This is a genomic window from Leptospira sp. B5-022 (genome assembly GCF_000347035.1).
Classification (GTDB): Bacteria; Spirochaetota; Leptospiria; order Leptospirales; family Leptospiraceae; genus Leptospira_B; species Leptospira_B cinconiae.
Genome location: NZ_ANIJ01000025.1, coordinates 224,791 through 238,808, shown reverse-complemented (window position 1 = coordinate 238,808; position 14,018 = coordinate 224,791). Strand labels below are relative to the sequence as shown.

The following is a 14,018-nucleotide window of genomic DNA, read 5'->3' as shown; positions in this document are numbered from 1 at the left end:
ACTAAGGCATGAACAAAAAAGTAAAAGCAGGATTTCAGTACGGAGGAGCGTTGGCCCTTCTACTTTCCGCGACTTTTTTTCTGGCCTGGTTTAGAGCCTTGGATACGGAACCTGTTGTGAGTCTGGATGGAAAAGAATTCCGGACTCCGATCGGAGAAAAAGCGAATATAAAAGGAAAGACCACAGTTGTATATTTTTGGGCGACCTGGTGCGGAGTTTGTAATACGAATCTTCCTCTGGTCAAGTGGTATGCCTCCACACTTAAAGACCAAAATAATTTTGCATTCATCAGTGTGGAAGAAGGGGAAAATTCCTCGGCACTCAAAGACTATCTAGAAAAACACGCCGTGAATTTTCCGGTAATCGTAGGAAACCCGATGTTACTCAGAGATTGGGGGATCAGAGGATATCCTAGCTTTTATATTTTGGATGGAGAAGGAAAGGTCAGATTCGCGGAATCCGGAATTATGAGCCCGTTGGGTATGTTCCTAAGGCTGATCTGGGCAAGAATTTTCTGGCCTTAGTGTCTTAAAACCGAAAGTCTTTCTCCTCAACTTTGAATTTCAGACTTCTCATTTCCGATAATCAATCCGATGGACTCGTACAAACCGAAACCACTCTTAAACAAATCGGAACTAAAGCAGATAAAACGTTCCAGGACTCGGGTTCGGGGTCAGAAAGTAATTACAGACGACGTAAAAAAGTTAAAATCACTTAGCGTCACGCCGGATCTACCGGAAGAAGAATTAGTAAATTATTATAAAGAACCGATCTGGATCGAATATTATATTCCGAGAGAATCCAGATTTGCATACGAGATCAAATATCTTTATGTTTACCTGGTCAACTCGGAGCCGAGACCTGCTCCGATGGATTCTATTCTAAGGGAAGCAGTCAATAAGGATCAATTTGTGGATCTTGTGGAAGTTGCAAGACTTCATCCTGAAAAAGAAAAACTGATCCGAACATCTTATACGAATTCTTGGCCATTTTTCGAATCCATTTCCAACGGATACAAACAATACCAACAAACCAAGGATCCGTATTATTTAAGAGTTCCTCTCTACCACACCGAAAATCTAATGAAAAGAGAACCTTCTCTTTCTACCCTGGAGTTTACGGGAAACTTTTTTATCCATAATCTGAATTGGTTGATTCGTAGAATGAACAAAGGTGGAAAAGAATTCTCTTTAGAAGATGAGACGATCTCCATTCTGATCAAAAGAAGGAACGAATATTGGGAGAAAAAAAATCTCCCTACAGATGAGGACTTCGATCTATTTGCGGCGCTATTCTACGAGCAGGCATTCCCGAATAGAGGTCTGGAAGAAATAGAAGCAGCGGAACTTCTGGACGAAGATTAATTTCGCCATCTCTGCGCCCAAAAAAAGGATGCAGTTTTTAGGCCTCTTGTATGTCTAAGAGTTACAGGAGAAGGCATTGGAAACCAGTATCTCAATTTATTCGGACGTAGTTTGTCCTTGGTGTTATATCGGTAAAAAAAGATTAGAGAAAGCGATCGAGTCTTGGGAAGTCGATCATCCTGGAGATAAAATCGTCGTAGAGTGGAAACCATTCCAATTAAATCCTGATCTTCCTGAAAAGGGCGAGGATCGAGAAGCTCATATGGTCAAAAAATTCGGTTCTTTAGACCGGGTAAAGATGATGACCCAAAGAGTCTCGGATATTGCCAAAGAAGATGGATTGCAGTTTTCTAATATTCTACAAGGGCACCAGCCGAATACCTTACTTCTTCATGCTCTCATTCGAAAAGCCCGAACTTACGGAAAAGAATCGGAACTTGCCGAAGTATTTTTCCAAAAGTTTTTTTCGGAAGAAAAAAATCTCTCGGACGATTTAATTATTAGAGAAAGCCTAACCCAAGTTGGAGTTCCTGCATCGGAATTGGATGAAGTCCGTAAAGATCCTTCTCTTTTCAGCCGGATTGAAACGGAAGAAAACGAAGGCAAAATGTTGGGAGTGACCGGAGTTCCATTCTATATCTTTAACGAAAAATACGCGGTTTCAGGAGCTCAACCTGTGGACCTGTTCTTACAGGTGTTCGAAAGATTGCAGTCGGAGTCGGGAACTTAAGCGGAGATCTCGGTTCCTCGATTGGCTCCTTCCCCCATCCATAAAAATAAACGGCGGATCCTGTATAAATAGGCAGCTTCCGCTCTTTCTAACATTCCATCCGGAACGTTAGGGAACTCGTATTCTCTGATATTTCTGGGACTGCCGGACCAATCGATCGCTTGGAAAAAGGAATCCTTAGGAGGAGAGGCGAGCGCCAGTCTATCTCTTAAAAAAAGAAGAAGGTCCTTTGGTTCAAAAAACGCCTTTGCGATATCCTTCAAACCGGTAGCCAAATTTTGGTACACGTTTTCCCTATTAAAATCTATCAGACAAAAGCTGAGAGGAAAATAAGGAGTTCCTAAAAGACCTTTCATCTTAGGGACAAGTTCTCTAATGGAAAAAGATTCGGAATCCAAAACCAGGACCCCAGGCTTGGTCTCTTTTAGAATATTAGGAAGTCCTAATATATCTTTACACCAATGTGCGTTGGAGCCGCAGGCCCTGAGAAGAGATCTGAATTTGGAAAAAAGATCGGCATTTTGGGTAAGTACAACCATTTCAGGATGTAAAGGTTTTGAAAATTTAAAGAAAGGGAATTCTTCCAGTGCAAAAGAATTCAGATCATAAATGCGGGTCGCTCCCGCTCTTATAAAAGAGTTTTTTTCTTCCGTATCAAATCTTCCGAGCAGGCAAACTTCTCTGGACCAATCATAAGCGGAGCGGATATCCTCTGGACTAGCATCCTTCTTCCAAACTAAAACGTCTTTAGTAGAGGAGGGGAATCCGGAACTTCTTACCCATTCTAAATGATCTATTCCTTTCCACTTTAATAATGCGATTAGGAATTCATGTTCATCCGAGCTAAGTCGGCGCAGAAGTATGGCATCCGATAGTAAGTTCATCTCTTTGCAAAGGACGGGTTTTTTCCTTGACCTTGGGGATTTTCGTCCGATCCTAGAATTGGTGCATTGCGGAAAACCCGCAACTAGAAAGGGGAATCGGAAAGAAAAACAAGTTTGCCTTTCGGGCGAACTGCTTTTGTGGGCTTATCCTAAAAGCGTTGATTACGAGCAAAACTAAGAATGAAAGTTCTGAAAAGATACGCAAACAGAAGGTTGTACGACCCCGAGACCAGTAAAACGATTACTCTAGAAGATGTCGCCGAGATGATCATCGCGGGCGAAGAGATCAAAGTGATCGATAATATGAGCGGTCAGGACATCACTCCTAAAATCCTAGGCCAAACCTTTCTCAAGGTAAGTTTGGGCCAGAGAAACGAAGAATTTTCCAATTATATGCTTTCCGCTCTAATCCGAGAAACGGGCAAAAATATCAGTGCATTATTCGGCCGTTTGGTCTTGGGAGGGATCGGTCTTGCCTATCTTACCAAGGAAAAAATGGACAGGATCTTGCAGAGTATGGTGGCTTTGGGCGAACTTCGTCTGGAAGAGGTGAAAAGTTACCGCGAAGACCTACTCACCCATTTAGCTCAGAGAGCCAGTGAAAACAGCGAACAGATCCAGGAAGACCTTAAAAAAGTGGGTCGAGAATTGGAAGAAGGCGGAGAAAAGGAATTGGCTGTCGAGGATCTATCGGAGAAAATTCGCAAGATTGCGGAAAGAGTCAAGGAAACCGAGTCCTTATGACCGGATTAGTGGCTTCCTAAGGTTAAGATCCGACTTACTGATTCCGATAAACAACATAGGGGGAACCCATGTCTAGCTTAAGAATCCTAATCCTTGGAATTATTTTATCACTCACTTCTCAAATTTCCGCAAAGGAAATGATCCATGAGAAATTGGACCAATTATTCTACGACCAAGTCGATAAATTACAAAGCGGCAACCTAGAAGAAAGGATCCAAGCTGCGGACTATCTGAAATTCGTAAGTAGCAAACTGGCGGTTCGCCCGCTTCTTAAAGCTTTAAAGGGAAATCCGAATGTTCCTAAATCGGATGAGAATTCCCCCACTTTAAAATTCACAATAGCACAAGCTTTGGGAGCCATGGAGTCGGATATTTCCGGACCGGGAATGGTGGAAGAATTTAAAAAAATTTCCGCAACTGTTCAGGAAAACGATTATCCTGCATTCAGTTCCCCTGAAGGTTATAATACTGTGATCGCCGCGGGGGAGATTATCCGAAATGTAGGGCTTCTTCCTTATTCCAAAGAAAACCAAGAAGCGATCCTAAACGCTTTGAACCACCCGAATTTTTATGTAAGAGCTTCCGCAGCGGACGGACTGAAAAACCTAAACCGAAAAGATGCACTTTCCCAATTGAACTCTGCGATCGATAAGGAAAAAAATCCTTTTGCGAAAGTTGCGATCTTAAATGCGATCGTATACATCAATCGGATCGCCAATCAAAAGTTCTATGATTTATGCGCATTCCTAAAAGACGAATCCCCGATGGTGCGTTATAGGGCTTCCATTGCAGTGGGAGAAGTGGACCTGAAAGCGGGAGAATATTCTCTGAGAGAAGCGTTACTCGTCGAGCATGATAAAATGGTAAGAGAGCAGATCAAGAAGGACCTGGCAAATGTGACAGGATTCAAGATGCCTGCGAATCTCCCGCTTTTTTTGAAAGACTGATCATTTCTGAAGCGCTTAAGATGTAAAAAGCCTCCGAAATCGGAGGCTTTTTTATTTTCTACGGTTCAAAGAAGAAGGGTGTAAATACCCTGGGAGATACTGGGATCGAACCAGTGACCTCTACCATGTCAAGGTAGCGCTCTAACCAGCTGAGCTAATCCCCCGGTAATAGTCAATATTTAGGTCTTTAACTAGCCGTAAAGCCTTTGTTGTTTCCAAAGCCTCCAAGAAGAAGTTTCCATCTTCTCGAATCGAAAGCCCTTCCTCATATTTTTGATAAAAGATAAAGGTATAGTGACCTCCGAAATTCCCTTTTTGCATGTGTACTTTTTGTAAAACATACGTTATAAAAAAGGTTTTCTATACGAAATTTCCTAGTTTTTCTGGCCGATTTCGAAATCAGCCAGGGTTTTCCGGGATCGGCGGGCGAATCGATTTGGAAAGGTTTATAGTAAGCTTCACGAAACCCGAAAAAAACAGGGGGGATAGAAATGTCAGCAAAGGCAGAAAAAAAAGAACGGACTATTAAACCGATCAACGGCGATTCTCCGAGCGTTCGTAAGATGGACTTCGAAGGGTTGGACCGATTATCCGATTATTATGTGGCAGGAAATTCTTTCCTAACCCATACGGTAAACGCATATCATGTGATCTTTCCGGAAGGAGAAAGATTTTTTATTAAAAGTGTAAAAGCTTTTGCGGATCAAGTGAAGGATCCCGCATTACAAAATAGTATTAAAGGTTTTATCGGTCAGGAAGTACAACACGGAAAAGAGCATGAAAAAGCTCTGGATATGCTGGCAAAACAAGGACGCCCCGTTTCCAGGATCCTGAATTTTTATGTAAAGACCGCTTACGGATTTTTCTGGCCTGTTCTGGAATTTATCTTCGGTAAAAAACTGAAACTTGCAGTGACTGCAGGTTTAGAACATTATACCGCCTCCTTGGGAGAAGTTACTCTAAGATTCGGTCTTCATGAACAAGCGGAAGGAGAGATGAGAAATCTACTTCTTTGGCATGCTTGCGAAGAAATAGAGCATAAGTCCGTTGCGTATGACGTTCTGCAAACCGTTTCCAAAAGTTATATCTTAAGAACTTTGGGATTTATCGTAGCCTCGATCATGTTCTGGGGATACGCGTTTACTCTTCAGCATATGTTTATCTTTGCGGACCCTAAGATCGGATTTAAAAGATATTTCTCCGATCTTGTCTCTGCAAGTTCTTATGCCCGTTTGATCGTGATAGAAGTCGGAAAACTTGCCTTTCTTTATTTCAAACCTAGTTTCCATCCGAACCAAACCGGCGGTTATGATCTGGCCAACGCCGCGTTAGCTACAATTTAATAGGAGAATACGATGAATCCCCAAACTAAGAATAAAAATCTAAAATCGATCGATGCGAATTCTCCTACCGTTCGTAAGATGAATTTCGAAGGCCTGGAAAATTTGCCGGACCATTATATCGCAAATAACTCGTTCATGACCCATACGGTGAATGCTTATCATATCCTTTTCCCGGAAGGAGAAAGATTCTTTATTAAGAGTGTAAAAGCTTTTGCGGACCAAGTAAAAGATCCCGGCCTTTCTTCCAGAGTGAAATCTTTTATCGGGCAGGAAGTCCAACACGGAAAAGAACACGAAAAAATCCTGGAGATCTTAAAAGGACAAGGAAGACCTATCACTCTTATGGAGAAGGTCTATAAATGGACCGCCTTTAGTTTCTTTTTGCCCGTGTTCGAATTTTTCTTCGGTAAAAAACTGAAACTATCGGTGACTGCAGGTCTGGAACATTATACGGCTAGTATGGCTGAAATTTCGATCCGTAATAATTTCCATGACGATGCATACGGAGAAATGAGAAGTCTTCTTCTTTGGCATGCTTGTGAAGAGATAGAGCATAAATCAGTTGCGTATGACGTTCTTCAAACCGTTTCTAAAAGTCATTTCTTAAGGATCATGGGATTTATCGTAGCATCGTTCATGTTTTGGGGATACGCTTTAAGCCTGCAACATTGGTTCTTACTCACTGATAAGAAAGTAGGATTCCGTAAATACTTCCAAGATATGAAGTCTGCACGCAGGATCGGAAGGATCTTATATCCTCAACTTTTCAGCGCTGCTCTCCTGTATTTCAAAAAAGATTTTCATCCGGACCAAACAGGCGGATACGAGCTGGCGAACGCGGCTCTGGTAACTATCTAGCACCCATCCAATCACTTTGCTCCCCGCTTCCCGTGCTCCGAAAGGAGCCGGGAGGCGGTTTTTTTCTTCAAGATTCCAACCAACTTTTTAGGAATGTCTGGTGTTTTACCGGATGGAACTCTGTGTATTTATAATTTGCGTAACCTAATTTTGCGAAAGGATCTTCTTTCATTGTTTCGCTGATTTTCTCTAAAGAGATAGATTTTGCGATGATCATTCCGCCGTTCCTTGGTTCTTTCGGTCCGGAAAGAAGAAGGGTCCCAATATCATATAAGGTTTGTAAAAACTCTCTATGAGCAGGGACCGCTTGGTCTAATTTTTCGAGTGGGACTAAATATTCTAATTCGATTAGGAAAAATTTCATTCTGAAAATCAGACTTATCGAATTCCTTTAAAAATCAATTCCCAATCGTTTTAGAGTGAAATTTTTAAGTAGCTACAGTCTCTAATTCCGGCTCCGACTCATCCTCGTCGTTGAACGCTTCCGAGTAGGTCATCCATTTTCCGGTATCCGGATCCATAAGTTTACACTTGGATGTGGATTCGAGATAATCTTTCCAAATGGATTTTCTTTCCACAACATAAGCTCCGTAATGCGCTTTGATCTCTTCCAAGGCTTGGCCCAATTTGTAGAAAGGGATTTTCATGTGAACATGATGAGGAGAATGAATGAAAATATTATGCATGAAAAAGTTTAATAACTTAGGAACATGATAGTTTACCGTACCTCTCATTTGTCCGTAAAAAGGAGTCCATTCTTCCGCATCTTTCCAGGGAACTTCCGGACGGATATGGTGTACATAAACCGTGATTCCGATGAAATAGTTCCAAGAGATAAAAGGAAGAAGCCACACTTTTAGAAAAAACCAAGCCCCTAATCCTAAATCTAAACCGTTAGGAGTGTTCCCACCGAAATAGAATACTGCGGCCGCAGAACCGAATGCAAAGGTAAGCATGAGTAATTTATCTCTAAGAGCTTCCTTCATTGGAGCAGTAAAAAGGACCATTCCTTTTAACCAGATCTCTACTAAATAATAGATCCCTCCTCCGAATGCGGACCAGGAAAGTCTATGGAAAACCTTTCTGAATATTCCGAAATTTTTATATTGTTCAGGGGTCACAGGATGCCATACGAAATCGCCTTTTAATTTGATCGTGTGCCCGTGGTGGACCCGATTATGACCGTATCCCCATTGGTTATACGCATGTAAGGACGGCAACATTGCGATTTGTCCGATCCAATACGCAAGTCTCTCGTTTTTGAATAAGGCCCCGTGACATGCATCGTGGCCTATAATAAAAAGAGAAGCGATGCTTAGGCCAGCAAATACCCAAAGAAACGGAAGATAATACCAAGTTTCCGTATTCCATATCAGAAACATGGTAACCGAGAAGAAGAATAGATCCCGGATAAAATAAGCGATCCCAAGATAAGCCGGATTGTCGAAGCTACTATCGGAGATGATCTCCCTTACGCTTCCAAGAGTTTCTTTCAGTTCTGTATTCTTTTTCATTTTTTATCCTATGATTCCCGAAATAGGAGTTTTTATTTACGGATCGTTAAATGAGAGCGGATCAGATTCGCTTTGTTGCAGAAAAAGATCGGGATCTAAAATAATTCTTTAATTCAGGGTTTTAAGATGGGAAGTTCTCTTTTAAAATAAGAGAAAAATAAGTCTTCTGCAGTTTCTCTACCGGATCCCGTCCTTTTACCTAAAATGATCAGACAATCTTTCGCCCTAGAAAGTGCAACGTATAGAACTCTATGTTCTTCTTCTCTGAGCTGTTCCGGAGAATCTTTTCGAAGATTCCAACCATCCGCCAAATCCACGATCACCGTGTGAAATTCCAAACCTTTGGCGGAATGAATCGTGAGTAGTAATTCGGACGGAACTCCTGCACGAAGATATTCCCGTATTCTATGATTAGAACGGCATAATATCCTTAATTCTCCTCCACTTCGCTTATACAATTCTCCTAAATAAGGAAATAGTTCCGAGATCTTATCCATTTTAAGTCTGGAAACGAACGCTTTCCCTTTTCGGTAAGCGATTACCTTCTTATCGATTTTGTTCTTATTTTTGGAAATAGGTATGGAAGAAGTATCCACGATTTTCGGTAACGATCTGTAATTTGTGTTTAGGAATTTCCGGGTGCATGGCCGAAACATTTCCGGAAAATTCAAAAAATTGAATATATCGGCCTTCCTGAACGAGTAAATTCCCTGGCTATCGTCTCCTACTACCAAAATTTTCGATTGTTCCGACAGTAATTTTAAGAATCTAAGTTGTTCCGGGTCGGTATCTTGGAATTCGTCTACTAAGATCCTTTTTAAACTTTGTTTCGGGATTTCCGTCCAAGATTCCCCGCTTTCGAGAGAATCCAAAAAAATAGAGACCAAATCATCCAGGTCCAGTTTTCCCTCCTTTCGTTTGAAGTTCTTATAATCTTCTAATAACGGGCTTTTCCAGGTTTGGGGGAAATTAGAAGGTAATTCGGATCCTCCGACCAAAAGTGTATAAGGGATCCCACCGATAATATCCGATTCTTTGCGGAACCATTCCCTAAAGAACTGGTTCTTTTCGGATGAGGTCAGGATAGAAGGTCTTCTGTTCCGAAAATCAGGATGCCACGTAATCAATGCTCTCAAACAGAACGCATGAAACGTATGTACTCTTACGGAGTTATCGTTCGTTTTCTTTTTGATCCTTTCTTTGATCTCGCCTGCCGCTTTTCTAGTAAAACTCAAGACCAGGATTTCTTCTCCCCTTGTGCCTTGGGAGAGCTCGTTTTGTACAACTCCAACTAATGTACTGGTCTTTCCGGAACCTGCAGCGGCTATAACCTGTAAAAATCTAGAGCGATCTTCTATGATCTCTTGTTGGGCTGCGCTGAATTGGGAAAGGTCCATGCAGAACCGTTTCCCGGATCTGATTCAGCGCGTGTGAATTTTGTAATGAAAGATCTTCTTTTTTATTTATCTCCGGAGGGAAGATCCATAGGTTTCGGACTATCTGTCGGCGTATTTATGATCATTGGAAGAGAGTCTTTTCCGGTCGGAACGAATAGAAGTTTTGTATTCGGATTCTCGAATGCTTTTAGTTGGAGATATTGTTTTGTCAATTGAGCTGCGATCATTTTCTGGGCTTTCGCTTTTGCTTGTGCTTCGATCACGGTAGCTTGAGCGGCTCCTTCCGCTTCTATCACTGTGGATTTTGCCTTTGCCTCCGCGTGAATGACCGTTATCTCCGCATCCTTTTTAGCTATATTGATCTCGAACTTCATTTGTTCCTGCTCTTGCTCTTTGGTAAGTTTACCTTCAATCGCAGTCAGTATCGGACGACTGTATTCTATATCGTCTATGATCACATCATCTATTTCGATATGTTTCCCTCTTAACTTTTCTCCTAAAGCTTGGCGAATATCCTGAGAAACTTTAGGAGTTTCTTTCGAGATCCGTATCATACTATAGGATGATAGTGCATTACGAACGGATGTCCTGAATTGAGGACGAACCACTTTTTCGTAATAATCCGGGCCAATCTCTATCTGAAGATTATAGATCTCCGAATTTACCGGTCTTAGGATGACTGCGGCCACAACGTTGATGGTCAAATCATCCCTGGTAAGAACGTCCACTTTTTCCTTATACGAGGTCCATTGGGTTTGGTACAATACCACGTCATTCCATGGAGCATAGAAATAAATAGCATTCGTTAATAGGTCCTTTTGGAGACCGCTGGTTAAGGGGTGATATCTGAGTCCTGCCTCTCCCGGGCGAATATTCGTATAACAACCCGTTCCCGTGAGTAAGCTCAAAGAAACAAGGGCAAACAAACTCAAACTTTTACCGAAAAATTGAAACCTGGTCATATAAATCTCCTAGGCCTGTCTATAGTAGGACCAAGTTCTGATTCGGAACGTTTCCCGATCTTGCGAAATCGGAATGGGCGACAATGAAAAACGAATGTACGAAAGTATTCTTTTGATTTGAACTGGTCTAACGATGGATGGTATGGAAGACAATCTCCAAAACCTGCCTAAAATCAGGACCAGATTCAGAGGGATTGTGGAATCTATCTCAATCGATCCCAATCCGGAAAAAGCGAGGATCTTGATCAAAGACATAAAACTGCTGGTTTCCGGTAGAAAGGTGATATACGCTCAGGATTTTTATTATTCTTACCGTTTTAGAAAGCAGAATCTGAAACAGGGAGATCCTGTTGAATTCGACGCCAGAATACGACCCGATAAAAGAGGAGTTTCCTCCGGAAAAATCCGTTTAAATTATCCTACAAAAATTTATAAACAAGGCCCGGACCAGGCAGGTCTGTTCCCCGAAGTACGCTCTAACATTTGACTTCCCTGGCTAACCCTTGATTCTGACTTTCGGAGCTGAAATTGGAAACTATCAAATATCTTTTAGACTTCTTTTTGCATCTGGAACATCATTTGGATGCTTTAATCATAGCTTATGGCACATGGATCTACCTGATCTTATTCTTGATCATCTTCTGCGAAACCGGTCTTGTTGTAACTCCTATACTTCCGGGAGATAGCTTGCTCTTTGCTTTGGGCGCATTTGCCGCGAGAGGCAGTTTGGATCTAGGGACATTACTCATCCTTCTGATCGTTGCTGCGATCTTAGGCGACACAGTCAATTATGCGATCGGTCATTTGGCGGGAGAACAGATCCTTGCAAAAGAGAAAGTCCCTTTCTTAAATAAAAAACATCTAGAAAAGGCCCACCGTTTTTACGAGATGTACGGCGGAAAGACGATCATTATCGCAAGATTTATTCCGATTGTAAGGACTTTTGCTCCTTTTGTAGCCGGGATCGGAAGTATGACCTATACTAAATTCATTTTGTATAATATAGTGGGAGGAATAGTTTGGATCGCTATCTTCCTTTTTGGCGGTTATAAGTTCGGAAACCTGGAATTCGTTCAAAGGAACTTCAAGATCGTCATTCTTGCGATTATAATCATTTCGATAATGCCTGCAGTGATCGAGTTCATTAGAGAAAGAAGAAAGGCACTCGCCCGCGATAAGTAAACTTTCTTATTGGCTACAATCCTTGGTCTGACGTAAACTTTTGACCAAGGGTCTATCCTTAAAACGTTTGTATAGAGGAGGCTCCATATCCCTGGCGATATTCGAGTCTCCTCCTCTTCCTCCGGGGCTGATCCCCACAGGGCCGAAACTAGACGCAGGATAGAAACAAATTGGAAATTCTTTTGCTTCGTCTAATTTCCTGGTTTTTTCGTTCGTTCTAAAAACATGGTCCTTAATCCGAACATAAAGAAGATTCGAATTCTCCGACCAACGGATCTTGAATTCGGGAGTTTCTTCCCATTTTGTTAATGGAAACTCGAAATACGACCTATCATAGGAGGAAGATTGTCCGTTCACATCCGCTATGATCAAGATCGGGGACTCTATCTCCAGATCTGCTTTCAACTTTCCTAATATAATTGCCGCCTTTCCTCCGTCCGGAGAAGGTACGAATTGAAAGATAGTCTGGTCCTCTCTTTGGAAATTTTTAGGTTCAAAAGAATGAAATCCTTTCGGGGACCAAACCGCAGGAAAACGGGTGGATCCGCCGTATTCGTCGTTTGCACCTTGTATCCAAAATAAACGATTGGTTGCGGAATGAAAGTAAACGGATCCAGGTAATGTCCAAGAGCCTATTTCATAGGAATAGATTGGTGGATCTCCGGAATCATTTCCGGTTCCCGAAATTTCATAGATCCTGAATTTAGTTCTGTAATTTTTTTTGTGTGTGGTCCCGTTCAAAGGATTCCATGCATCCTTTTCTTCGTAGATCACTTCCGTTTGGACTATGTTTTTACCGGTCTCCGACCAGCCTCTTTCAAGCGCAAGACTAGCGGGTCTCCATTGGATTTGAGAGCAGTGGAATGTGGATAAGAGGATAAAAACGGTTAAGATTTTCATAAAACGATAGCGCGCCGGTTTTTCGACGCGCTATTCTGGATTGGATTATCTCCAGCCTTCGTTTTTCAATTCACTGTGGTTCAAGTATAACCCCGAAGATCCTACGGAAGGAGCTCTCGTATGACCTTGGAACTGAGTATAGGTTACGTTCGAGTTGAACGGCCAAATACCTTCGCTCTGAGTCAACGAAGACTGGCATTTGCTTACTCCACCCGCCTTGTTATAAGCACAGGAAGAATGATAAGCGACTGCGTAATCGTCCTCGCCAGGAAGAATCAGGGAAGCACCAGCCATACCTTTATAACCTGGTACTTGGTATACCGTGATACCTGCAGTGTTGTTGTGGTTGTAAGCGCCGCGTGCGGTCCCTACGATCAGGGATTTATCCATTGCGTTGCCGCCGAATCCGAATGTAACACCATTCAGTGCAGAAGCAAGCTCGGATCCACCGGAAGCAGAAGCTAAAGCAGTAACTTTTGTTAAGTTATAACCTTTGCTAGATGCTGTGGCTCCCAGATTAGATAACCAATACTCAATCGCATAACAACCCGCGCTATGACATACGATCTTGCAGGAGTTGGAACCCTTACAATATGTATTCAAGCCCGTAGTGATATTGGTCTGAGCTCTAGACGATCCATACGTTCTTGGGTCGGTAGTTCCGTCGTAACCGACGAAAATTTTAGCTCCGGACACAGAGTTCGGTGCACTTCCCCAATAGTTATTCACGTCAGTAGTTCCCACTCCGTTGTGGTTGCTGCCAGACTTTCCGTGAACGAAAACCGTATAGGTTTGCGCAGAAAGCGAACCAGCAAAGAACGATGCGAAAACACATCCCAATACCATACTTTTCCAATTTTTCATCTTCTCTATTCTCCGATCTTTTGGGAAAACCCAAAGTTTAAGCTTTCGATTTTCCCGGTCTACAAGTATGAGCTAAGTGCCTTTTTGAGTCAAGTGATTGGACTTTTTTTAACATAACAGGTCGAATGTAAAAAAAGAACAGATGCAGACATCTATATTAGTAAATTATAATATATAGCGGCCGCTACAGTAGCGTGCAGTGTTAGTTACAATTTATTTCCAAACTATTCTTACGAACATTTGTAAGTAAGATATAAGAAGATTGCCAAACCTTATAATAGTACTGAAAAGAATCTGTTCTAATTAAATTAGTCCAAAAGGATTAGTTG

General features: G+C 41.9%; 16 protein-coding genes and 1 tRNA gene. 9 read left to right on the top strand and 8 right to left on the bottom strand.

Annotated features, from left to right (window positions below):
* The first annotated feature begins 8 nt into the window (after positions 1 to 8).
* The 3 genes from LEP1GSC192_RS13445 to LEP1GSC192_RS13435 all read left to right on the top strand — a co-directional run bounded on the left by LEP1GSC192_RS13445 (position 9) and on the right by LEP1GSC192_RS13435 (position 2,094).
* Positions 9 to 524: a redoxin domain-containing protein gene (locus tag LEP1GSC192_RS13445; RefSeq protein ID WP_020770336.1), complete on the top strand. Its 516-nt coding sequence runs from the start codon at positions 9 to 11 to the stop codon at positions 522 to 524.
* Between the two features lie 69 nt (positions 525 to 593).
* Positions 594 to 1,364, top strand: a complete 771-nt coding sequence (locus LEP1GSC192_RS13440) for a hypothetical protein (protein WP_020770387.1) — start codon at positions 594 to 596, stop codon at positions 1,362 to 1,364.
* Positions 1,365 to 1,440: 76 nt separating this feature from the next.
* Complete coding sequence (locus tag LEP1GSC192_RS13435; protein ID WP_020770514.1) at positions 1,441 to 2,094, top strand: DsbA family oxidoreductase; 654 nt, start codon at positions 1,441 to 1,443, stop codon at positions 2,092 to 2,094.
* On the opposite strand, the gene LEP1GSC192_RS13430 is transcribed toward LEP1GSC192_RS13435, so the two are convergent.
* Positions 2,091 to 2,978: a hypothetical protein gene (locus tag LEP1GSC192_RS13430; RefSeq protein ID WP_020770444.1), complete on the bottom strand. Its 888-nt coding sequence runs from the start codon at positions 2,976 to 2,978 to the stop codon at positions 2,091 to 2,093. The genes LEP1GSC192_RS13435 and LEP1GSC192_RS13430 overlap by 4 nt on opposite strands.
* 180 nt (positions 2,979 to 3,158) lie before the next feature.
* Between LEP1GSC192_RS13430 and LEP1GSC192_RS13420 the strand changes: the two genes are divergently transcribed.
* Together LEP1GSC192_RS13420 and LEP1GSC192_RS13415 are read left to right on the top strand one after the other, a co-directional pair.
* On the top strand, positions 3,159 to 3,722 hold the full coding sequence (locus LEP1GSC192_RS13420; protein ID WP_020770450.1) for a polyhydroxyalkanoate synthesis regulator DNA-binding domain-containing protein: 564 nt from the start codon (positions 3,159 to 3,161) through the stop codon (positions 3,720 to 3,722).
* 68 nt (positions 3,723 to 3,790) lie between these two features.
* Complete coding sequence (locus LEP1GSC192_RS13415) at positions 3,791 to 4,669, top strand: HEAT repeat domain-containing protein (RefSeq protein WP_020770405.1); 879 nt, start codon at positions 3,791 to 3,793, stop codon at positions 4,667 to 4,669.
* A gap of 90 nt (positions 4,670 to 4,759) precedes the next feature.
* Here the strand turns inward: LEP1GSC192_RS13415 and LEP1GSC192_RS13410 are convergent.
* A tRNA-Val gene (locus tag LEP1GSC192_RS13410) sits at positions 4,760 to 4,833 on the bottom strand.
* Between the two features lie 327 nt (positions 4,834 to 5,160).
* Here LEP1GSC192_RS13410 and LEP1GSC192_RS13405 point away from each other — a divergent pair.
* Together LEP1GSC192_RS13405 and LEP1GSC192_RS13400 are read left to right on the top strand one after the other, a co-directional pair.
* Positions 5,161 to 6,012, top strand: coding sequence for a metal-dependent hydrolase (locus tag LEP1GSC192_RS13405; RefSeq protein ID WP_020770343.1), 852 nt, complete (start codon positions 5,161 to 5,163; stop codon positions 6,010 to 6,012).
* A 12-nt stretch (positions 6,013 to 6,024) separates the two neighbouring features.
* On the top strand, positions 6,025 to 6,870 hold the full coding sequence (locus LEP1GSC192_RS13400; RefSeq protein ID WP_020770492.1) for a metal-dependent hydrolase: 846 nt from the start codon (positions 6,025 to 6,027) through the stop codon (positions 6,868 to 6,870).
* Between the two features lie 67 nt (positions 6,871 to 6,937).
* Here LEP1GSC192_RS13400 and LEP1GSC192_RS13395 read toward each other — a convergent pair whose 3' ends face one another.
* From LEP1GSC192_RS13395 to LEP1GSC192_RS13380, 4 genes are all read right to left on the bottom strand, one after another.
* Positions 6,938 to 7,234, bottom strand: coding sequence for a YciI family protein (locus LEP1GSC192_RS13395; protein WP_020770313.1), 297 nt, complete (start codon positions 7,232 to 7,234; stop codon positions 6,938 to 6,940).
* A gap of 64 nt (positions 7,235 to 7,298) precedes the next feature.
* Positions 7,299 to 8,384 (bottom strand): fatty acid desaturase, encoded by a 1,086-nt coding sequence (locus LEP1GSC192_RS13390; protein WP_020770330.1) that lies wholly within the window; start codon positions 8,382 to 8,384, stop codon positions 7,299 to 7,301.
* Between the two features lie 113 nt (positions 8,385 to 8,497).
* A complete protein-coding gene (locus LEP1GSC192_RS13385; RefSeq protein ID WP_020770386.1) occupies positions 8,498 to 9,781 on the bottom strand; it encodes a UvrD-helicase domain-containing protein in 1,284 nt (427 codons plus the stop codon).
* A 62-nt stretch (positions 9,782 to 9,843) separates the two neighbouring features.
* The gene (locus LEP1GSC192_RS13380; RefSeq protein ID WP_020770474.1) at positions 9,844 to 10,743 is read right to left on the bottom strand and encodes a prohibitin family protein; all 900 of its coding nucleotides are present in this window, start codon (positions 10,741 to 10,743) and stop codon (positions 9,844 to 9,846) included.
* A 142-nt stretch (positions 10,744 to 10,885) separates the two neighbouring features.
* Here LEP1GSC192_RS13380 and LEP1GSC192_RS13375 point away from each other — a divergent pair, with 142 nt between their 5' ends.
* Together LEP1GSC192_RS13375 and LEP1GSC192_RS13370 are read left to right on the top strand one after the other, a co-directional pair.
* The gene (locus LEP1GSC192_RS13375; RefSeq protein ID WP_020770506.1) at positions 10,886 to 11,230 is read left to right on the top strand and encodes a hypothetical protein; all 345 of its coding nucleotides are present in this window, start codon (positions 10,886 to 10,888) and stop codon (positions 11,228 to 11,230) included.
* 41 nt (positions 11,231 to 11,271) lie between these two features.
* Positions 11,272 to 11,925 carry a DedA family protein gene (locus LEP1GSC192_RS13370; protein ID WP_020770382.1) on the top strand — a complete coding sequence of 218 codons (654 nt, stop codon included), beginning with the start codon at positions 11,272 to 11,274 and terminating at the stop codon, positions 11,923 to 11,925.
* 6 nt (positions 11,926 to 11,931) lie between these two features.
* Here the strand turns inward: LEP1GSC192_RS13370 and LEP1GSC192_RS13365 are convergent, their stop codons facing one another.
* Together LEP1GSC192_RS13365 and LEP1GSC192_RS13360 are read right to left on the bottom strand one after the other, a co-directional pair.
* Positions 11,932 to 12,825, bottom strand: a complete 894-nt coding sequence (locus LEP1GSC192_RS13365) for a hypothetical protein (RefSeq protein ID WP_020770397.1) — start codon at positions 12,823 to 12,825, stop codon at positions 11,932 to 11,934.
* A 45-nt stretch (positions 12,826 to 12,870) separates the two neighbouring features.
* Positions 12,871 to 13,689, bottom strand: a complete 819-nt coding sequence (locus LEP1GSC192_RS13360; RefSeq protein ID WP_020770419.1) for a hypothetical protein — start codon at positions 13,687 to 13,689, stop codon at positions 12,871 to 12,873.
* Positions 13,690 to 14,018: the final 329 nt, after the last annotated feature.

Coding starts and splice junctions, on each gene's coding strand:
- LEP1GSC192_RS13445 (WP_020770336.1), top strand. CDS start 9: ATGAACAAAAAAGTAAAAGCAGGATTTCAGTACGGAGGAGCGTTGGCC.
- LEP1GSC192_RS13440 (WP_020770387.1), top strand. CDS start 594: ATGGACTCGTACAAACCGAAACCACTCTTAAACAAATCGGAACTAAAG.
- LEP1GSC192_RS13430 (WP_020770444.1), bottom strand. CDS start 2,978: ATGAACTTACTATCGGATGCCATACTTCTGCGCCGACTTAGCTCGGAT.
- LEP1GSC192_RS13420 (WP_020770450.1), top strand. CDS start 3,159: ATGAAAGTTCTGAAAAGATACGCAAACAGAAGGTTGTACGACCCCGAG.
- LEP1GSC192_RS13415 (WP_020770405.1), top strand. CDS start 3,791: ATGTCTAGCTTAAGAATCCTAATCCTTGGAATTATTTTATCACTCACT.
- LEP1GSC192_RS13405 (WP_020770343.1), top strand. CDS start 5,161: ATGTCAGCAAAGGCAGAAAAAAAAGAACGGACTATTAAACCGATCAAC.
- LEP1GSC192_RS13400 (WP_020770492.1), top strand. CDS start 6,025: ATGAATCCCCAAACTAAGAATAAAAATCTAAAATCGATCGATGCGAAT.
- LEP1GSC192_RS13395 (WP_020770313.1), bottom strand. CDS start 7,234: ATGAAATTTTTCCTAATCGAATTAGAATATTTAGTCCCACTCGAAAAA.
- LEP1GSC192_RS13390 (WP_020770330.1), bottom strand. CDS start 8,384: ATGAAAAAGAATACAGAACTGAAAGAAACTCTTGGAAGCGTAAGGGAG.
- LEP1GSC192_RS13385 (WP_020770386.1), bottom strand. CDS start 9,781: ATGGACCTTTCCCAATTCAGCGCAGCCCAACAAGAGATCATAGAAGAT.
- LEP1GSC192_RS13380 (WP_020770474.1), bottom strand. CDS start 10,743: ATGACCAGGTTTCAATTTTTCGGTAAAAGTTTGAGTTTGTTTGCCCTT.
- LEP1GSC192_RS13375 (WP_020770506.1), top strand. CDS start 10,886: ATGGAAGACAATCTCCAAAACCTGCCTAAAATCAGGACCAGATTCAGA.
- LEP1GSC192_RS13365 (WP_020770397.1), bottom strand. CDS start 12,825: ATGAAAATCTTAACCGTTTTTATCCTCTTATCCACATTCCACTGCTCT.
- LEP1GSC192_RS13360 (WP_020770419.1), bottom strand. CDS start 13,689: ATGAAAAATTGGAAAAGTATGGTATTGGGATGTGTTTTCGCATCGTTC.